Here is a 14,922-nt window from a genome sequence, read left to right as displayed (position 1 = left end):
GCGGAACGTGCCTGACTTTCGCGCGCAAACAGCGTCTTCACTTCACCGGCCCAACGGTCATCGTTCAGCCGCCGTCGAGCCGCGAGACGAAGGGCAGAAACGGGCCGAGGCTGTGTCCATTCCATCTCGGTCGGCTTATGCCCTTCGCATGACGCGCACGCCCACGACGATCGTCGCGCTCGGCTGTGGGGCGCAGTGCGGCCATCAAGAGACACCCACCATGCAGCGCCCATTGTGTTGCATCGACCCGTTGAATCCGCCTGTCGAGTCCGGTCATTCGATGGAGATGCGCTACTGTGCTCCGGCCTCCTGCCCTTGCCCTGAGCTACCGCACACGAACGGCTTTGCGCTGTTGATCTCCTCATCGGTCACGTTAATGCCCCTCATTTGAGGCAGACGAGGAGTTCGTGATCGAATTGTGGCGAATGGCAGAGCTGGTAAATCACTTCCTGGTCAGCATCTTTACAACTGCTGGTTGGAATGCAGATCAATTTGACTGTTAAATAGAGTGCGAATTCTGCCACTCTGAAATTGAAAGCGGTCAAGAGAACGAGGTACTTCCTTCACTAGCGCATGGAAGCTGAAGATGAACCTGGACTTCGGTTTCAGACTGGATTCGTGGCCGTCGCGGAGCGCTTCGACTGCTTCCAGCAGTCTTGGGGTTGGGTGGCAGAATCTGCCCTGTTTTTGTCAGAGTGTTCCCCTTTGGAATCTGCAATACTCGGTTTGTACGCCTGAATATGAAAGCGCTATGACCCCGAATAGGGAGGCTCAGATATGTTGTTTACGCATCGCAACCCCGAGATGGAACTTGACCACAAGCGCACGGCGCTCGTGCTGGTCGACATGCAAAACGAGTTTTTTGAAGAAAAGACCGGGACCTACTACGAGCTGATCGCGGACTCGCTGAAAGAACGGAACGTGATCTCACACACGGAACAGCTTCTCAAAACTGCACAAGAGTTGGGCTACTACATCCTTCACTCCCCCCACTGGTACTACCCAACCGATCTTCAATGGGTGGTTCCCGGCGGCGCTATCGCGCATTACCTCGGAGGGATCGGTTTCTGCGGGCGCAAGGACCCGGTGGACCTGGAGGGCTTTGCTCACTCGCGGGCGGACTATTACGAGCCGTTCAAGAAGTATCTGATGGACGGACGCACCTGCAACACATCTCCGCACAAGCACTTTGGAACTATGGCGAATGACATGGTCAAGCAGCTCCGGATGCGCAAAGTGGAGAAAGTCATCATGGCTGGTCCGGCGGCGAATATCTGCCTGGAATCTCACATGCGTGACCTCATCGAAGCTGGTTTTGAGGTTGCAATGGTACGGGACGCGGTAGCGGGACCGAAGAACGAGGAAGGCGACGGCTATGTGGCTGCCATGGTCAATTGGCGCTTCATGGCGAACGGTCTCTGGACGACTGAGGAAGCAGTGAACAAGATGAAGGCTGCTGCGACAGCCGCTTAGCTTTGCGGTTGTGGCGGGCGGCGCTGTGGGCAAGTCCGCTTCAACCAACCCGAGGAATAAAGAACTATGAGTGATATCCAGAAAGTTGTCGTTGTGACGGGATCATCCCACGGGATCGGTGCGGCGTTTGTGAACGCTTATCGCGAGCGTGGGTGGCGAGTCGTCGGGAATGCACGCACCATTGCGGAATCGAATGATCCTGACTACATCACCGTACCTGGTGATATCGGCAATCCTGAAATTGCACGGAAAGTCATCCATACCGCGCTCGACCGCTTCGGTCGCGTGGATACCTTAATCAACAACGCAGGAATCTGGCGTCCGGGAAGAATCGAAGATATCTCGGAAGAGACTTACCGCCAGGTAATGCGGACTAATCTCGACAGCGTCTTTTTCGCAACGCAAGCTGCAGTCCCGGCGATGAAGAAGCAAGGAGGTGGCCATATCGTCCAGATTTCGACCAGCCTCGTCGAGCATGCCCTGCAAACAGTTCCGGCGGTTGTTGCTTCACTCTCAAAGGGTGCCTGCGTTGCTGCTACGCGTGGTCTGGCCATGGAATTGGCCTCGAGCAACATCCGCGTGAACGCAATCTCGCTCGGCATCGTGATCACGCCGCTTCACGATGAATCAAATCCGGAGGACCTGAAGTCGTTCTCTCCTTTGAACCGTAACGGCAAGATCGAAGACGTCGTTCGCGCGATGAACTACCTCGAAGATGCCGACTACGTCACTGGCGAAATCCACTATATCGACGGCGGTCGCACTGCCGGTCACTAGCCCGAAGCGTGCGAAGGCGACCCCGCGTGCCTCCGACGCGACGCCTTCAAGCGACAGCGCTCGTGGCGCGGCACTACATGAAAGGAATTTTCCGATGAAAGCACTTCAACTCACCGCTTACGGCGACCCCAAAAACGTGATCAAGCTGGTCGAGCAGCCAGAATTCGGCGCATTGGCAGCCGACGAGTGGATTATCGACATGGAAGCCGCGCCGGTCTCGCCGACCGATCAGTACATCATTGCGGGCATCTATGGCGAACTGCCGCCACTCCCTCACGGTTTAGGATGCGAGGGCGTCGGGCGCGTGTCCGCAGTAGGAAGCAGCGTTACACACGTCAAGGTGGGCGATCGAGTCATCGCGCCCATGCTTCAGAACACAACCTGGTCAACCCGCATCAAGACCAAGGAGACGTGGCAGCGGGCTCTGCCCGAAGGTGATCTTTGCCAGATGGCTCAAGTCGGTATGAACCCCATTACTGCCTTTCTGATCCTGACTGAGTTCAAGACGTTGAAAGCTGGTGATTGGGTGATCTCCACGGCCGCCAATTCTGCTGTCGGCCGCTCGGTAATTCCTATCGCGAAGTCACGCGGCATGAAGACCGTCAATATCGTCCGTTCGCCCGATCTGATCGACGAGATGATGAGGATCGGTGGTGATGTCGTGCTAACTGATGGACCCGATCTCGTGAAGCAGATCAAGGAAGCTACGGGGGGTGCAAACATCCAACTCGCACTCGACGGCGTGGGAGGTGCGCTGACTCAGCAGCTAGTCGATGCGGTGGGTCTCTACGGTACGGTCGTGCTCTGGAGCCGTATGGGCGGTGTGGATCCCACCATCGCGACCATTCCGGTACTCTTCACAGGCAAATCGCTGCACGGATTCTGGATTGTCAATTGGCTAAAAGTTCCTGGAAACCGGGAACGGCTCACCGCCGCTTTCGAAGAGATCGCACCGCTCGTGGCATCTGGCAAGCTCGTCATCCCGGTTGCTGGCGAGTTTGAACTCGGTCAGTATGTTGACGCAATTGCGTTGGCATCGAAGTACAACGGCAAGGCCATCCTGTACCCGAACGGCAGGCGCTGACTTGGTGCAATTCTGACGTCTGACTGACACGGGCTGGGCAATCTGGAGGCGTTCACGCCGCTCTCAGGGCACAGCCTGTCTGCTTGTATAACCACACTCTAAGAAAAGAAGGAAAAGCTCTTATGGAGCACGAACGCTCTCATCTGTCGAAAGGATCCAACGAATTATTCTGGCGACTCGAGGTCGAGATTCTTCCGGGGAAGCTGGAAGAGTTCCGAACCATCGTGCAGGAAATGATCGCTTCGAGCAAACAAGAGCCTGGCACCTTGGTCTACGACTGGTTCTTCGACGAAGCCAATATAATCTGCCACACGTACGAACACTACCGCGACTCTAGCGCCGTTGTCGCGCACGCAACTAAATTTGGCGAGTCGTTCGTTGAGCGCTTCCAACGTTATTGCCGACAAATCGGTCTAGATGTGTATGGTGCGCCGAGTGAAGCCGCGAGAGCTCTGTTGGATCGCTATAGCGCCACTTATTTTGCAAGATGGCAAGGCTTCGAGTCCGAGTGAAGACCATCACTGCTTCCTCAGGTGGTCGCCGCGAACAGCTTTGCCGTTGCAGATCTCATGGATCGGTCCGCCGATCTTCCACCCTGACGAGCCAGCCCGGCTAGGGACCCTCTCTTGCTGATCGATGGCATGAATATTTGATCGAAGCCTCTCTTTTGGGTTGTTTCATGGCTACGACATGTTTTTTCGTCGTCGCTTTCGAGTCGCCCCTACTTTGGTCGTTCGCGTACGTTCCTGGCGCTCATATCCGAACCGCCGTGATGGCCCTGGCAATTGGCCTCGCGGCCGCTCTCTTGATCCACTCCCCATGGGGAAAGCGCTCGGGTGCCCTTTAAACCCTGCCGTCACTCTAGCCTTTTTCATCCTGAAACGGATAAGCGCGTGGGATGCGTTGTTCTATGCGATCTCACAGATCATCGGAGCGGCGTCTGGAGTTTGGGTCGTGGTATTGGCAGCCGGGAAGCTCTTCACAGGGCCGCCGGTACTCTATGCCGTCACAATTCCAGGGGCCGCAGCTGTTTTGACCGCCTTCATCGCGGAACTAGCGATTTCGTTTCTCCTCATGATCGCAATCTTGATTTTCGTCGGCTCTCCCCGGCTGATCTGCTTCACTGGAATCGCGGTAGGCACATTGATTGCGTTCTTCATTCTCGTAGAAGCCCCTCTCTCTGGGACGAGCATGAACCCGGCTCGCACCTTAGCTTCAGCCATTCCAGGAAGGATGGGGGGCTCATGTTTGGATTTATGTCACCGCACCGCCGCTCGGAATGATGCTTGCCGCGCATGTCTACACACGGATGGCGAACCCCCGAGGCCGAGATTGCGCGAAGCTCTTGCATCCGGGCTCGGTCCGTTGCATCCGTTGCGGTTTCAATCCTTCATCGCACGGCTAACGAAACGCGCTGGGCGACGGTGAAACCGCCGCCCAGTGCCTTGTCTCTTATGTAATTCGTAAGAGCAAATCCGTGCTTGTGTCGTCTCTTTCTCCAGGTCGGTTCCGCAGCGTTCACACGAACTCTTCATTTGCAACATAGACCACTCCTATCCTCAAAGCACCGTACCGTCTGAATCATGAAACCGAGTATCGCTATGAACCTCGTCATTGAGCGTCGTTCTATGAAACTGCAACGTTTTGCAATTCAGCTGATTGAAACCCTATATGCCGAGCCATGCCAAACCGTCGACGATAGTCTTTCGGCGTCATCGTGAGTTGTTGACTGAATGCTCTGCGAAGTGACAGTTCGTCGCGGAAGCCGGTCAGTCTTGCGATCGCCTTCACCGGAAGATCGTCGGTCGTAAGGTACATACAAGCTGCCTCTACTCGAATCTTTTGAACCCAACGTGCCGGAGTCGTCTTGAAGTGCAACTCAAACTGGCGAGCGAACGTTCGTGGTGTCATGGCGACCGCCTTTGCCATCGTGTTGACATCCAGTTTTTGCGTTAGGCGTGATTGTGCCCATGCGGGCAGGTCGCGAAGGCGTGTACCGCTGACGTCAGCCTGTTGGGCAAGAAGCGTGCTGTACTGAGATTCATGACCAGGGCGACGGACGTAGAGAACCATCGTGTGAGCGATTGCAGCAACCTGTTGGTGTCCGAGATCTTCTTCAACGATTGAGAGTGCCAAATCTATCCCGGCCGTTACGCCGGCCGTGGAGTAGACTTTCCCGTCTTTGTGAAAAATCTTGTCCTTATCGACTTTCAGTTTCGGGAAAAGCTGGGCAAGCATTGCTGCGTGATGCCAATGGGTAGTTACACGCTTCCCGTCAAGTAGGCCTGTGGGAGCCAAAACAAACGCCCCGGTACAGACAGAAACGAGACGGCGTGTTTGGGATGCTCGTTTACGCACCCATTGAATCAAGTCCGGCGACACCTCATCAAATGCACTGATACCTCCGACGACCACGAGTGTGTCAATTGGACCTGTGTACTCCAAGTAGGGGATGCAGTCAGCAAGCGTGATTCCACCCGAGCCCTGGACGACTTGGGTCGGTTGAGTCGAGAGGATCTTGGTCGCGTACACAGACTTCCCATCAACTCGCGGGTAGGAGAAGACTGTAGAAATGGAAATCAAGTTGATCAGATCAGCGGGCGATCCAACCAGAAATGCGACTACCTTCGTGCCAGTGGGCATAGCGTTACCTCAGACCAGCGCGCATAGCTTCATGCATAGCGCGTCGCGGTTTTTTAACTTTCGGGGTGTAGTAGGGCACAGGATCTGAAGCCTCAATGACAGGCCGCTTCTTGGGCGACAGATCTTTCGGATAAACGGTGAATGTCTTTAGCCTTGCAGGGCGCAGCTAATCGCCCCTGCTGCGCGAGGCGCTGCCCCAGCTCAGCCAGATAGCGCGCGCCATCGGCATGGACCTGCAAGGCGCGATCGTCAGTCTGGACGGCGTCTACGACTGCCGGGCCAACCGCAAGGCGATTTTCAATCGCGGCATGTTCCCATGCATCCCAGAGATGCCGCGTGGACGCAAAAGCTCAAAGCGCTGTCGTAAGCGATGCTTCGATCCGGCGATCTTTGAAGAGCGCTTTCGCACCATTGAGCGCGTGTTCGCTTGGGAAGATAAATTTCACCGTCTGCTGCTGCGCTTCGAACGCGTCAGTGACATGCACTACGCCTTCAAGACGCTCGCCTATACGATGATCAACCTGCGCCACTACTGCTGAGCGTCATAGCAGGGGCACGCAGTTCATCAATGGCGCAGAGCGTCATGAATAGTCACGTCGAATCCATTCGCACTACGGATTTAAACATCAAGTTGAACAAGGCAATAGCCGTCATTTAACGCAACTAATCCCTGCTTCGCAGGTTCGTGAATACCGCCGGTATCCAGCAATGCCGCACAGCCACGAAACTAGCAACCAGTTGCTTGTGTGTTCAGTAGTAAAAGAAAGTTCGAGCGGACGTCGACGATCGAACCTTCCCGATACGTCTCTCGCTCATCGCTTGATCACTCCGGCGAAAAGATTCTGAACCTCGGAATACGGCAAGGGATCTTTATCGAGCGCTTCAGAACGACCATCGTTCAGAAAGTCTTGTGCGAGGGCCTTCACCTTGCCGAGCACGACTTGCGAGATACCGCTACCCGCACTTAGCCGCCGCACGCCCAGCTTTCCGAGAGTCGCAGCGTCGGCGAGCCCTGATACGGCCATGACGTTGAGCGGCAGCTGCGTCGCACCGACAATCGTTTCGATATCGGATGAGTGCGCGAGAGCCGGAAGGAAAAGTCCGTCCGCACCGGCTGATGCATACAGATTGCCGCGAACAATCGACTCTTGCGGCTGCTTCGACTTTTCAGCGAGGCCCGCAAGAAAGACATCGGAGCGTGCGTTGACGAAGAGATCCGAACCCGACTTCACCAGCGCATGCTTGATCGCCTCGATCTTCAAGGCGAGAAGCGATGCCGGGTCTGAGCCGTCCTCGATATTGATGCCGGCGATACCGAGATCCACCAGTTGCATGACATGGTCCGCAACGGTCTTTGGGTCGTCGGAATAGCCGTTCTCGATATCGACCGACAACGGCACATTCAGCACGCGGACGATCCGCCGAACAGAACCAACGACTTCATCGAATGGCAGTACGCGGCCGTCCGGATAGCCCAATGCCCACGCAAAGCCCGCGCTTGTCGTGGCGATGGCGGGTGCACCCAGCGATTCAATGAGACGTGCACTTCCGGCATCCCACGCGTTCGGCAAGCGGAGCGGGACCGAGTTGTCGTGCAACTGACGAAATGTATTGACGTTAGACATTGCTTTTTCCTCGAATCGAAAATGGAAACTCAAGCTGCTACGGCGCTTTTTGCTGTTTTTGCAAACGATGCGATGCGGCGCGTCGCGAGCGCTGAGACAAGGATCGCGATGACCACGGGAATGCTGGAGAGGTAGCCGAGGTTATGGCTGCCGATGACCGGGATCACAGCAGCACCGAGCGCCCCAGCAATGGAAACACCCACGTACGTCGCTGAAGTGTTGAGACCGACCAGCACGGCCGTCATCGGCGGATTCAGGCTTGCGAGACGGAACTGTTGCGGCACCAGCACACCCCATGCACAAGCGCCCCATATCGTCACCGCAATCGCTGCACTCCAAAGATGGGCGCCGGTGATCGGCATCGTGAGGATGACGATTGCGACGATGGAGAGTTTGATCAGAACGACTTTGTGCGAACCGATCCTGTCGAGGATCCGTCCTGTCAGCAGGTTGGAGAACGTTCCCGCCAGTCCCCAGAGGACAAGCAATCCACCCAGCACCAGGGCGCTGTGGCTGACCGCACGATCGAACACAACGGAGAAGTAGCTGAAGATGATGAAGGTGCCGATCTGTGCAAGCACAGTCGTCGTAAGTGTGAGTCCGACGCGCGAGTCCGTCAGGGGAGACAGGCGCTCGCGCAGCGAGATGGCCGGCGGCAACGGCACGTCAGGCAGGAATGCCAGGATACCGGCGAACGCGCCTGCACCGAGTGCGGCAACGAGCACCAGCGTCCAGTGCCAGCTTGCGAGGCCGCCGATCACGGCCCCGATGGGCGAGCCCAGCGCGGTAGCGGTCGTCAATCCCGCCACGATGATGGACAACGCGTACCCGCGACGCTCCGGCGGCACCAGTGACGCGCCCGTTCCGCTGGCAGTCGGCGAGAACATCGCTGCACCAAGACCTGCGAAAGCGCGCGTGGCCAGTGCGATGCCGATATTCGGCGCCACGATGGTGCCGAGATTGGCGATGACGAACAATCCGATGCCGCTGAGCAGCAGACGCTTGCGTGGAACGTTCGCAGCAAGCGCTGCGATGGTCGGACCGAGCAGGGCATAGCTCAGCGCGTAGACGCTGATCAACTGGCCCGCAGCGCCGATGCTGACGCCAAACGAGTGCGCGATTTCAGGCAGGATGCCCGCGAAGACAAAGCTGTCGGTGCCCAGCGCGAACATACCGAGTGAGAGTGTTAGAAGGCGGCGATCCATGTCGGCTTCTCCAGAAAGATTGCGAATTCAGTCTCGTGACGAAACTATAGTGAAGCCGACTGCATCGCACTACGGGCCGAAAGCAGGAAGCTGTTCCCCATAAACCGGTTAAGTCGTGCGTCGACGTCAGTTCGTCCGCGCGACCTGCTGATGCGGAGCGTCCCATCCGCCGCCCAGCGAGCGGAACGTTCTCACTGCAGCGCGGGCAGCGTCGGCCTTCGTTGCGTCGAGATCGTCGCGCGACGCGAGAAGTTGCCGGTCGGCGTCGAGCACATCAGTGAGCGTGATCGATCCCGCGCGATACGCTTTCTCTGAAAGGTCGCGCGCCTTCGTCAATGCGGCGACTTCCTGTTGGATTTCCTGTGCACGAATCTCCGTTTGCGAAAGCGTCATCAATGCGCCTTCGACGTCTTCGGTCGCTTTGAGAGCAGCCTCCCGATACTGCGCCAACGCCTCCGCATACGATCCGCGCGCACTCTTGACCTCGGCGTCTACCTTGCCGAAATCGAACAGACGCCATTGCAGCGCACCTGTCCCGATTGGCTGGAACGACTTCGCGCTCAGGAAGTGGCTGGCCGAGATGCTGTCGAATCCCAGTGCGCCAGCGAGCGAAATCTTCGGGTAGTAATCGGCAAGTGCCGCGCCGATCGCTTCGTTGGAAGCTGCCAGGTGGCGTTCGGCAGCAATGATGTCAGGGCGTCGCCGCAAGACGTCGACGGGCTGATCCGCGCTGCCGATGGCAGGCACTTCCGGAATGACGCCCGCATTCGTGCCGAGTTCTGCCGCATAGGTCCCCGGCTGTGCGCCCATCAGCACATCGAGCCGGTTCAATTGCGCTTCGAGCGACACGCGCAAGCTCGGAACGGTGGCGCGTGCCTGACGCAGCAAGGCTTCAGCCTGCGCCACTTCGCGTTCGTCCGATGCACCGGCCTGCTTGCGCGCTTTCACGAGTTCCAGCAGGCGCGCATCGGTATCCACCTGGTCCTGCGTGACGGCCAGCCGCGCCTGCAGCCCTCTGATTTGCAGATAAGCGTCGGCAGCATCGGCAGCAACCGTCACGCGCGTGCCGAGTTGAGCGGCCTCGGCGGCCTGCTCTTCGTCGGTGGCGGCCGCGTGTGCACGCCGCAGACCGCCGGCCAGATCGATTTCCCAACTTGCCGTCGCACCGGCGACATATTCCTTCTGGTCGCGGCTGTAGTTGGGAAACGCGCTCGCAATCGTGCCAAGAGGACTCTGCACGCTCTGGTGGATTGCCGTGTACGACGCATTGGCATCGACCGTCGGAAGCAGGCGGGCGCCAGCCGCCTGGGCCGCCGCGCGCGACTGGGCGACGCGTGCGATCGCAGCCTGGAGACTCAGGTTTTGATCCAGCGCCCGTTGCACCACCTTGACCAGTTCGGGGTCGTTGAACCCGGTCCACCAGCTATCGAGGTTCGGGGCCGACAACGTCGTTTGCCGGTCAGCGACGACCTTCGCGTTGTGAAACGGCGCCATCTGCGTGTCGGGCGCAACGTAGTCCGGCCCGACGGCGCAGGCCGCAAGTAAGGCGCTGACGATCATGCTACCTACGATCGCTTTCGAAGTTCTGGATACGAAGCCGTTCATTTCACTTCTCCACTACCGAGTTGCCGCACGGCAAGCGCGCCCTTGACGCCAAGCTTGCGAACGAAGACGTAAAACGCCGGGGTGAAGGCGAGCCCGAACAGCGTCACGCCGAGCATGCCGAAGAACACCGTCGTGCCAAGTGATTGCCGCATTTCCGAGCCGGCGCCGCTCGCAATGGCGAGCGGTGCCACGCCCGCGATAAACGCAAACGACGTCATCAGGATGGGACGCAACCGCACATGTGCCGCATGAGTGGCAGCGTCTTCGGCATCGACGCCGTCTTCGTCCTGCCGTTGTCTTGCGAACTCGACGATCAGAATGGCGTTCTTCGCGGCCAGTCCAACGAGCACCACAAACCCAATCTGCGCAAGAATGTCGATCGGCATGCCGCGCACGTTCAGACCGATCGCTGCGGCGAGCAGACACATCGGCACGATTAGCACGATCGCGAGAGGCGTCTTCCAGCTTTCATACTGCGCAGCAAGCACGAGGAACACGAACAGTGCCGAGGCAGCAAAGATCACGAGCGGCGACATGGTCTGCTCTTTCTGCTGGTGAGCGAGATCGGTCCATTCGTATGTGATGCCGTTCGGAAGCACCTGCGCTGCGAGCTTTTCCATGTGCTGGATGGCGTCGCCCGACGAATATCCGGGACCGGCTGCACCCATGATTTCCGCTGCGGGATACATGTTGTAGCGCGGCACGCGATACGGCTGGGTCGTGTTTTTGAACGTCGCTACGCTGCTGATCGGCACCATGTCGCCCGTCGAATTGCGGACCTTGAGCCGTCCGATGTCTTCGGGCGTCCGCCGGAATGCTTCATCGCCCTGAACGCGTACCTGATATGTACGTCCCATGAAGTTGAAGTCATTCACGTATTGCGAGCCAAGGTAGAGGTCCATCGTGGAAAACACATCCGTTGGCGTGAGACCGATCTTCTCTGCCTTGAGGCGGTCGATGTCTGCATAGACAGAAGGCGCGCCCGCGTTGTAAAGCGTGAACACTCCGCCGAACACCTTGTCCTTGTTCGCTGCAGCCACGAGTGCGCGTGCCGCGTCGGCGAGTGCCTGCGGTCCGAGTCCGCCGCGGTCTTCCAGCATCAGCTTGAAACCACCCGCCGCGCCCAGCCCTTGCACGGGCGGCGGATTGATCACGACGACCACCGCATCCTTGACACCCGCGAGCCGCTTGCGGAGTTCGACCAGCATCGACGCCGCATTGACGCCGGGCACATGCTTGCCATACAGCGAAGGCAGCCCGTAGAACAGTGTTCCCACGTTCGGCGCAATCGTGCCCGTCGTCACGTCGAGGCCCGACACAGGCGACGTATGAGTCACGCCCTTGAGTCCGGGCGTATCGAGCACAATGTCGTTGATCTCGCGAATCACCTTGTCGGTGCGTTCGAGACTCGACCCCGGAGGAAGGAACGCGATCACAGCCTGATAGCCGATGTCCTGATCCGGAATAAAGCCGGTGGGCATTTTCGACATCTGCAAGGCAGTCGCGCCAATCAGACCGGCGTAGACGATCAGCATGACGGTCGTCGCGCGAACGGCGCGGCCCGTCATCTTTCCGTAGCGGGACGACAGCCATTCGAACGACGCGTTGAACCGGCCGAAAATCGCATGATGGATGCGGCCCAGCGCGGTCGTTCCGCCGTGAGACTTCTCCATCTCGTGCGGCTTGAGCAGCACCGCGCACAGAGCCGGGCTCAGTGTCAGCGAGACGAAGCAGGAGATGACGGTGGACGCGGCGATCGTGATCGCGAACTGCTTGAAGAATAGCCCCGAGATGCCGGACATCAACGCGGTGGGCCCGAACACCGCACACAATGTGAGGGCGATGGCGATAATGGCCGTCGAAACCTCGTTCATCGTTCGATGAGCGGCTTCTTTCGGCGACATGCCGAGCGCCATGTTCCGTTCGACGTTCTCGACCACGACGATCGCATCGTCCACGACAATCCCGACGGCCAGAACGAGTCCGAACAACGAAAGATTATTGATGGACGCGCCGAACAGCGAAAGGATCGCGAACGTACCGACCAGAGACACCGGAATCGCGACAACCGGGATGATCGTGGCGCGCCAGTTCTGCAGGAACAGATACACGACACCGACCACCAGCAGAATGGCGATGCCGATAGTTTTCGCGACTTCCTCGATCGACTGGGAAACAAACGTAGTCGGGTCGTAGATCTTGATGTAGTCGACGCCGGGCGGGAAGCTCTTCTTCAGCTCGGCCATTTTGGCCCACACGTCGTGCTCGACCTGCACCACGTTTGCATCGGGCGTGGCAATGACGAACCACGGCGTGGCGGCATACCTGTCAGCGTAAGCCTTGGAGCCGTAGTCCACCGAGCCAAGCTCGACACGGCCGATATCGCGAATGCGCGTCACACGTCCCTGCGTATCGGACTTGACGACGACGTCGCCAAACTGTTCGGGTGTCGTCAGACGGCCAAGCGCGTCGATATTGATCTGATAGGCACCTGTGCCATTGTTCGATACAGGCGGCTGGTTGAGCACACCTGCCGAGACGGCGGCGTTCTGCGCGCGAAGCGCTGCCAGTATTTCATTCGCGCTGATGTTGTACGACGCGGCCTTGTCCGGATCGATCCAGATGCGCATCGCGTACTGCCGTTCGCCGAACAACTGAAAGTCCGACACGCCCGGCAGACGCGCGATCTGATCGCGGACCTTGAGCATGTAATTCGACAGGTATTCGGGGCTGCGCGAGCCGTCGGGTGAATACACGTGAACGCCGAGCAGCAGTGCCTGGATAGTCTTTTTCACCTGCACGCCCTGCAATTGCACTTCGGCGGGCAGGCGCGACAGCGTGTCTTCCACACGGCTACGTGTCAGCAAGAACGCGGTGTTCGGGTCCGTGCCGACCTTGAAGATCACGGTGATCGTCAACTGACCGTTGCTGGTCGATTGGCTCGAGATGTAATCCATGTTCTCGACGCCATTGACGGACTGCTCGAGCGGCGTTGCAACCGTGCGCGCAATCGTATCGGCCGACGCTCCGGGATACGAGGTCGTGATCTGAATGGTCGTGGGAACGATGTTCGGATATTGGGCCACCGGCAGCTTCATCATGGTTGCCAGGCCGATGAGCACAGCGAATATGTTGAGCACCGCGGCAAAGCGCGGGTGCTCGATAAAGAAGTGAGTCAGTTTCATGATTTTGCTCCTTCATCGCCGTGTTCTGCCGAGAACTGGATCGTCCCGGTGTGTGGAGAAATCTTCGAGCCGGGACGCACGGCCGGAATACCGTCGATCACGATGCGGTCAGTCGGGGCGAGTCCAGATCGGATGACGCGCAGGCCGCCGCGAAGGTCGCCAACTTCGACCTTTCTGGGCGTGGCCACGTTGTCGTCTCCCACGACGTACACCATGTGGTCGGTTTGATCCTGGAGAACGGCGGCATCGGGGACGAGCAAGGCCGGTTGCGGTGCAGTCGTTGCCAGCCGCAGTCGTGCGAAGCCACCGGGCGTCAACGACAGGTCGCTATTGGGAATGGTTGCGCGTGCATGGATGGTTCCGCTCGAACGGTCGAGCGTGTTGTCGATAAAGTTGAGCGTGCCTGTGCGTGCATATTCACTGTCGCCTGTCGGCGAAATATTCACTGCGTCTGCCAACGGTCCTTTGCGGTTTTCACGCGAGTGCTGGAAAGCGGCGTAGTCGTTTTCGCTGATGTCGAAATCCAGATAGATCGGGTCCAGCGAAACGATCGTCGCGAGCAGTGTGGTCGGGCCGCTGCCGGCGCGGCTGCCAGATACCAGATTACCTGTCGAGACGAGGTGCGTGCCGATGCGGCCGGTGAACGGTGCCGTGATCTTGCAGCGATCCAGGTCGAACCTGGCATCGCGAACCAGAGCGTTGGCGTTGTCGACAGCCGCTTGAGCAGCGCGCTGTTCCGCGACCTTCTGGTCGACGTTCTCGATCGTTCCCGCCTCCGAGCGCTGCAGTTCCTGCGCGCGGGCAAGCTCTCGCGCGGCGAGCGCCAGCCGGGCATTGGCGGATTCGAGTCCTGCCGTCGCCTGGCTCAACTTGATCTGATACGGTTCCGGGTCGATCTCGAAGAGCACGTCGCCTTTATGCACGATGTCGCCATCCTTGAAATTGATCTGCGTGAGCGTGCCCCCGACCTGAGCGCGCAATTCGACACGGTTCACGGCAGAGAACTGGCCGAGGAACCCGAGCCGGCCTTCGATGTCGCGCTGCAATGGGGCGCTAATGGCAACCGACGGAGGCGGCGGTGCGGCAACAGGGGCTGCACTCGACCAGTGCATGTGAGCCGCCGTCGCCGCCACGGCGACGATCACAGCGGCTGCAACACCTTTGCCGACCCATCGAACTGAGCCGGACGTCTCCGGGTTGGCTGGAGTCGCGACCCCCACCTCGGCCTGATCAATACGGTTATTCATGGCATTCCTAAGTATGTTGACAGGCTGTACGACCTAGAGTCATGTCCAGCTCGCCCGTTAGATGATCAATCTTTGCTT

The 14,922-nt window shown here is 58.6% G+C and carries 12 protein-coding genes; 6 read left to right on the top strand and 6 right to left on the bottom strand.

Going from position 1 to position 14,922, the window contains the following annotated elements:
• The 5 genes from VSR34_RS20480 to VSR34_RS20460 form a co-directional block, all read left to right on the top strand.
• A partial coding sequence (locus VSR34_RS20480) for a hypothetical protein (protein WP_342963340.1) occupies window positions 1-391 on the top strand: 391 nt, incomplete at its 5' end.
• Window positions 392-777: 386 nt separating this feature from the next.
• Window positions 778-1,473, top strand: coding sequence for an isochorismatase family cysteine hydrolase (locus tag VSR34_RS20475; protein ID WP_069266541.1), 696 nt, complete (start codon window positions 778-780; stop codon window positions 1,471-1,473).
• A 66-nt stretch (window positions 1,474-1,539) separates the two neighbouring features.
• Window positions 1,540-2,250, top strand: a complete 711-nt coding sequence (locus VSR34_RS20470; RefSeq protein WP_342963339.1) for an SDR family oxidoreductase — start codon at window positions 1,540-1,542, stop codon at window positions 2,248-2,250.
• A 94-nt stretch (window positions 2,251-2,344) separates the two neighbouring features.
• Window positions 2,345-3,334: a zinc-dependent alcohol dehydrogenase family protein gene (locus VSR34_RS20465; protein WP_342963338.1), complete on the top strand. Its 990-nt coding sequence runs from the start codon at window positions 2,345-2,347 to the stop codon at window positions 3,332-3,334.
• 122 nt (window positions 3,335-3,456) lie between these two features.
• On the top strand, window positions 3,457-3,846 hold the full coding sequence (locus VSR34_RS20460; protein WP_342963337.1) for an antibiotic biosynthesis monooxygenase: 390 nt from the start codon (window positions 3,457-3,459) through the stop codon (window positions 3,844-3,846).
• Window positions 3,847-4,960: 1,114 nt separating this feature from the next.
• Here VSR34_RS20460 and VSR34_RS20455 read toward each other — a convergent pair.
• Window positions 4,961-5,977, bottom strand: coding sequence for a helix-turn-helix domain-containing protein (locus VSR34_RS20455; protein WP_342963336.1), 1,017 nt, complete (start codon window positions 5,975-5,977; stop codon window positions 4,961-4,963).
• Between the two features lie 227 nt (window positions 5,978-6,204).
• On the opposite strand from VSR34_RS20455, the gene VSR34_RS20450 reads away from it, so the two are divergent.
• Complete coding sequence (locus VSR34_RS20450; protein ID WP_342963335.1) at window positions 6,205-6,516, top strand: transposase; 312 nt, start codon at window positions 6,205-6,207, stop codon at window positions 6,514-6,516.
• Between the two features lie 273 nt (window positions 6,517-6,789).
• Here VSR34_RS20450 and VSR34_RS20445 read toward each other — a convergent pair whose 3' ends face one another.
• From VSR34_RS20445 to VSR34_RS20425, 5 genes are all read right to left on the bottom strand, one after another.
• Complete coding sequence (locus VSR34_RS20445; protein ID WP_342963334.1) at window positions 6,790-7,602, bottom strand: isocitrate lyase/phosphoenolpyruvate mutase family protein; 813 nt, start codon at window positions 7,600-7,602, stop codon at window positions 6,790-6,792.
• Window positions 7,603-7,631: 29 nt separating this feature from the next.
• Complete coding sequence (locus VSR34_RS20440) at window positions 7,632-8,807, bottom strand: MFS transporter (protein ID WP_342963333.1); 1,176 nt, start codon at window positions 8,805-8,807, stop codon at window positions 7,632-7,634.
• A gap of 126 nt (window positions 8,808-8,933) precedes the next feature.
• Complete coding sequence (locus tag VSR34_RS20435) at window positions 8,934-10,412, bottom strand: efflux transporter outer membrane subunit (protein ID WP_342963332.1); 1,479 nt, start codon at window positions 10,410-10,412, stop codon at window positions 8,934-8,936.
• Entirely contained in the window at window positions 10,409-13,597 is a 3,189-nt protein-coding gene (locus tag VSR34_RS20430; protein WP_342963331.1) for an efflux RND transporter permease subunit, read from the bottom strand. The genes VSR34_RS20435 and VSR34_RS20430 overlap by 4 nt, the downstream gene beginning before the upstream one ends.
• Entirely contained in the window at window positions 13,594-14,844 is a 1,251-nt protein-coding gene (locus VSR34_RS20425) for an efflux RND transporter periplasmic adaptor subunit (RefSeq protein WP_342963330.1), read from the bottom strand. The genes VSR34_RS20430 and VSR34_RS20425 overlap by 4 nt, the downstream gene beginning before the upstream one ends.
• Between the last annotated feature and the right edge of the window lie 78 nt (window positions 14,845-14,922).

Origin of the sequence: Paraburkholderia sp. JHI2823, assembly GCF_038900695.1 — a bacterium.
In the GTDB taxonomy this organism is placed as follows: Bacteria; Pseudomonadota; Gammaproteobacteria; order Burkholderiales; family Burkholderiaceae; genus Paraburkholderia; species Paraburkholderia mimosarum.
The sequence above is the reverse complement of the archived record's forward strand: the minus strand, read 5'-3'. Positions and strand labels throughout refer to the sequence as shown.

Bases quoted from the DNA above. Each gene is read 5' to 3' on its own strand.
- VSR34_RS20445 (WP_342963334.1), bottom strand. From the start codon at position 7,602: ATGTCTAACGTCAATACATTTCGTCAGTTGCACGACAACTCGGTCCCG.
- VSR34_RS20450 (WP_342963335.1), top strand. From the start codon at position 6,205: ATGGACCTGCAAGGCGCGATCGTCAGTCTGGACGGCGTCTACGACTGC.
- VSR34_RS20455 (WP_342963336.1), bottom strand. From the start codon at position 5,977: ATGCCCACTGGCACGAAGGTAGTCGCATTTCTGGTTGGATCGCCCGCT.
- VSR34_RS20440 (WP_342963333.1), bottom strand. From the start codon at position 8,807: ATGGATCGCCGCCTTCTAACACTCTCACTCGGTATGTTCGCGCTGGGC.
- VSR34_RS20475 (WP_069266541.1), top strand. From the start codon at position 778: ATGTTGTTTACGCATCGCAACCCCGAGATGGAACTTGACCACAAGCGC.
- VSR34_RS20425 (WP_342963330.1), bottom strand. From the start codon at position 14,844: ATGAATAACCGTATTGATCAGGCCGAGGTGGGGGTCGCGACTCCAGCC.
- VSR34_RS20470 (WP_342963339.1), top strand. From the start codon at position 1,540: ATGAGTGATATCCAGAAAGTTGTCGTTGTGACGGGATCATCCCACGGG.
- VSR34_RS20430 (WP_342963331.1), bottom strand. From the start codon at position 13,597: ATGAAACTGACTCACTTCTTTATCGAGCACCCGCGCTTTGCCGCGGTG.
- VSR34_RS20465 (WP_342963338.1), top strand. From the start codon at position 2,345: ATGAAAGCACTTCAACTCACCGCTTACGGCGACCCCAAAAACGTGATC.
- VSR34_RS20460 (WP_342963337.1), top strand. From the start codon at position 3,457: ATGGAGCACGAACGCTCTCATCTGTCGAAAGGATCCAACGAATTATTC.
- VSR34_RS20435 (WP_342963332.1), bottom strand. From the start codon at position 10,412: ATGAACGGCTTCGTATCCAGAACTTCGAAAGCGATCGTAGGTAGCATG.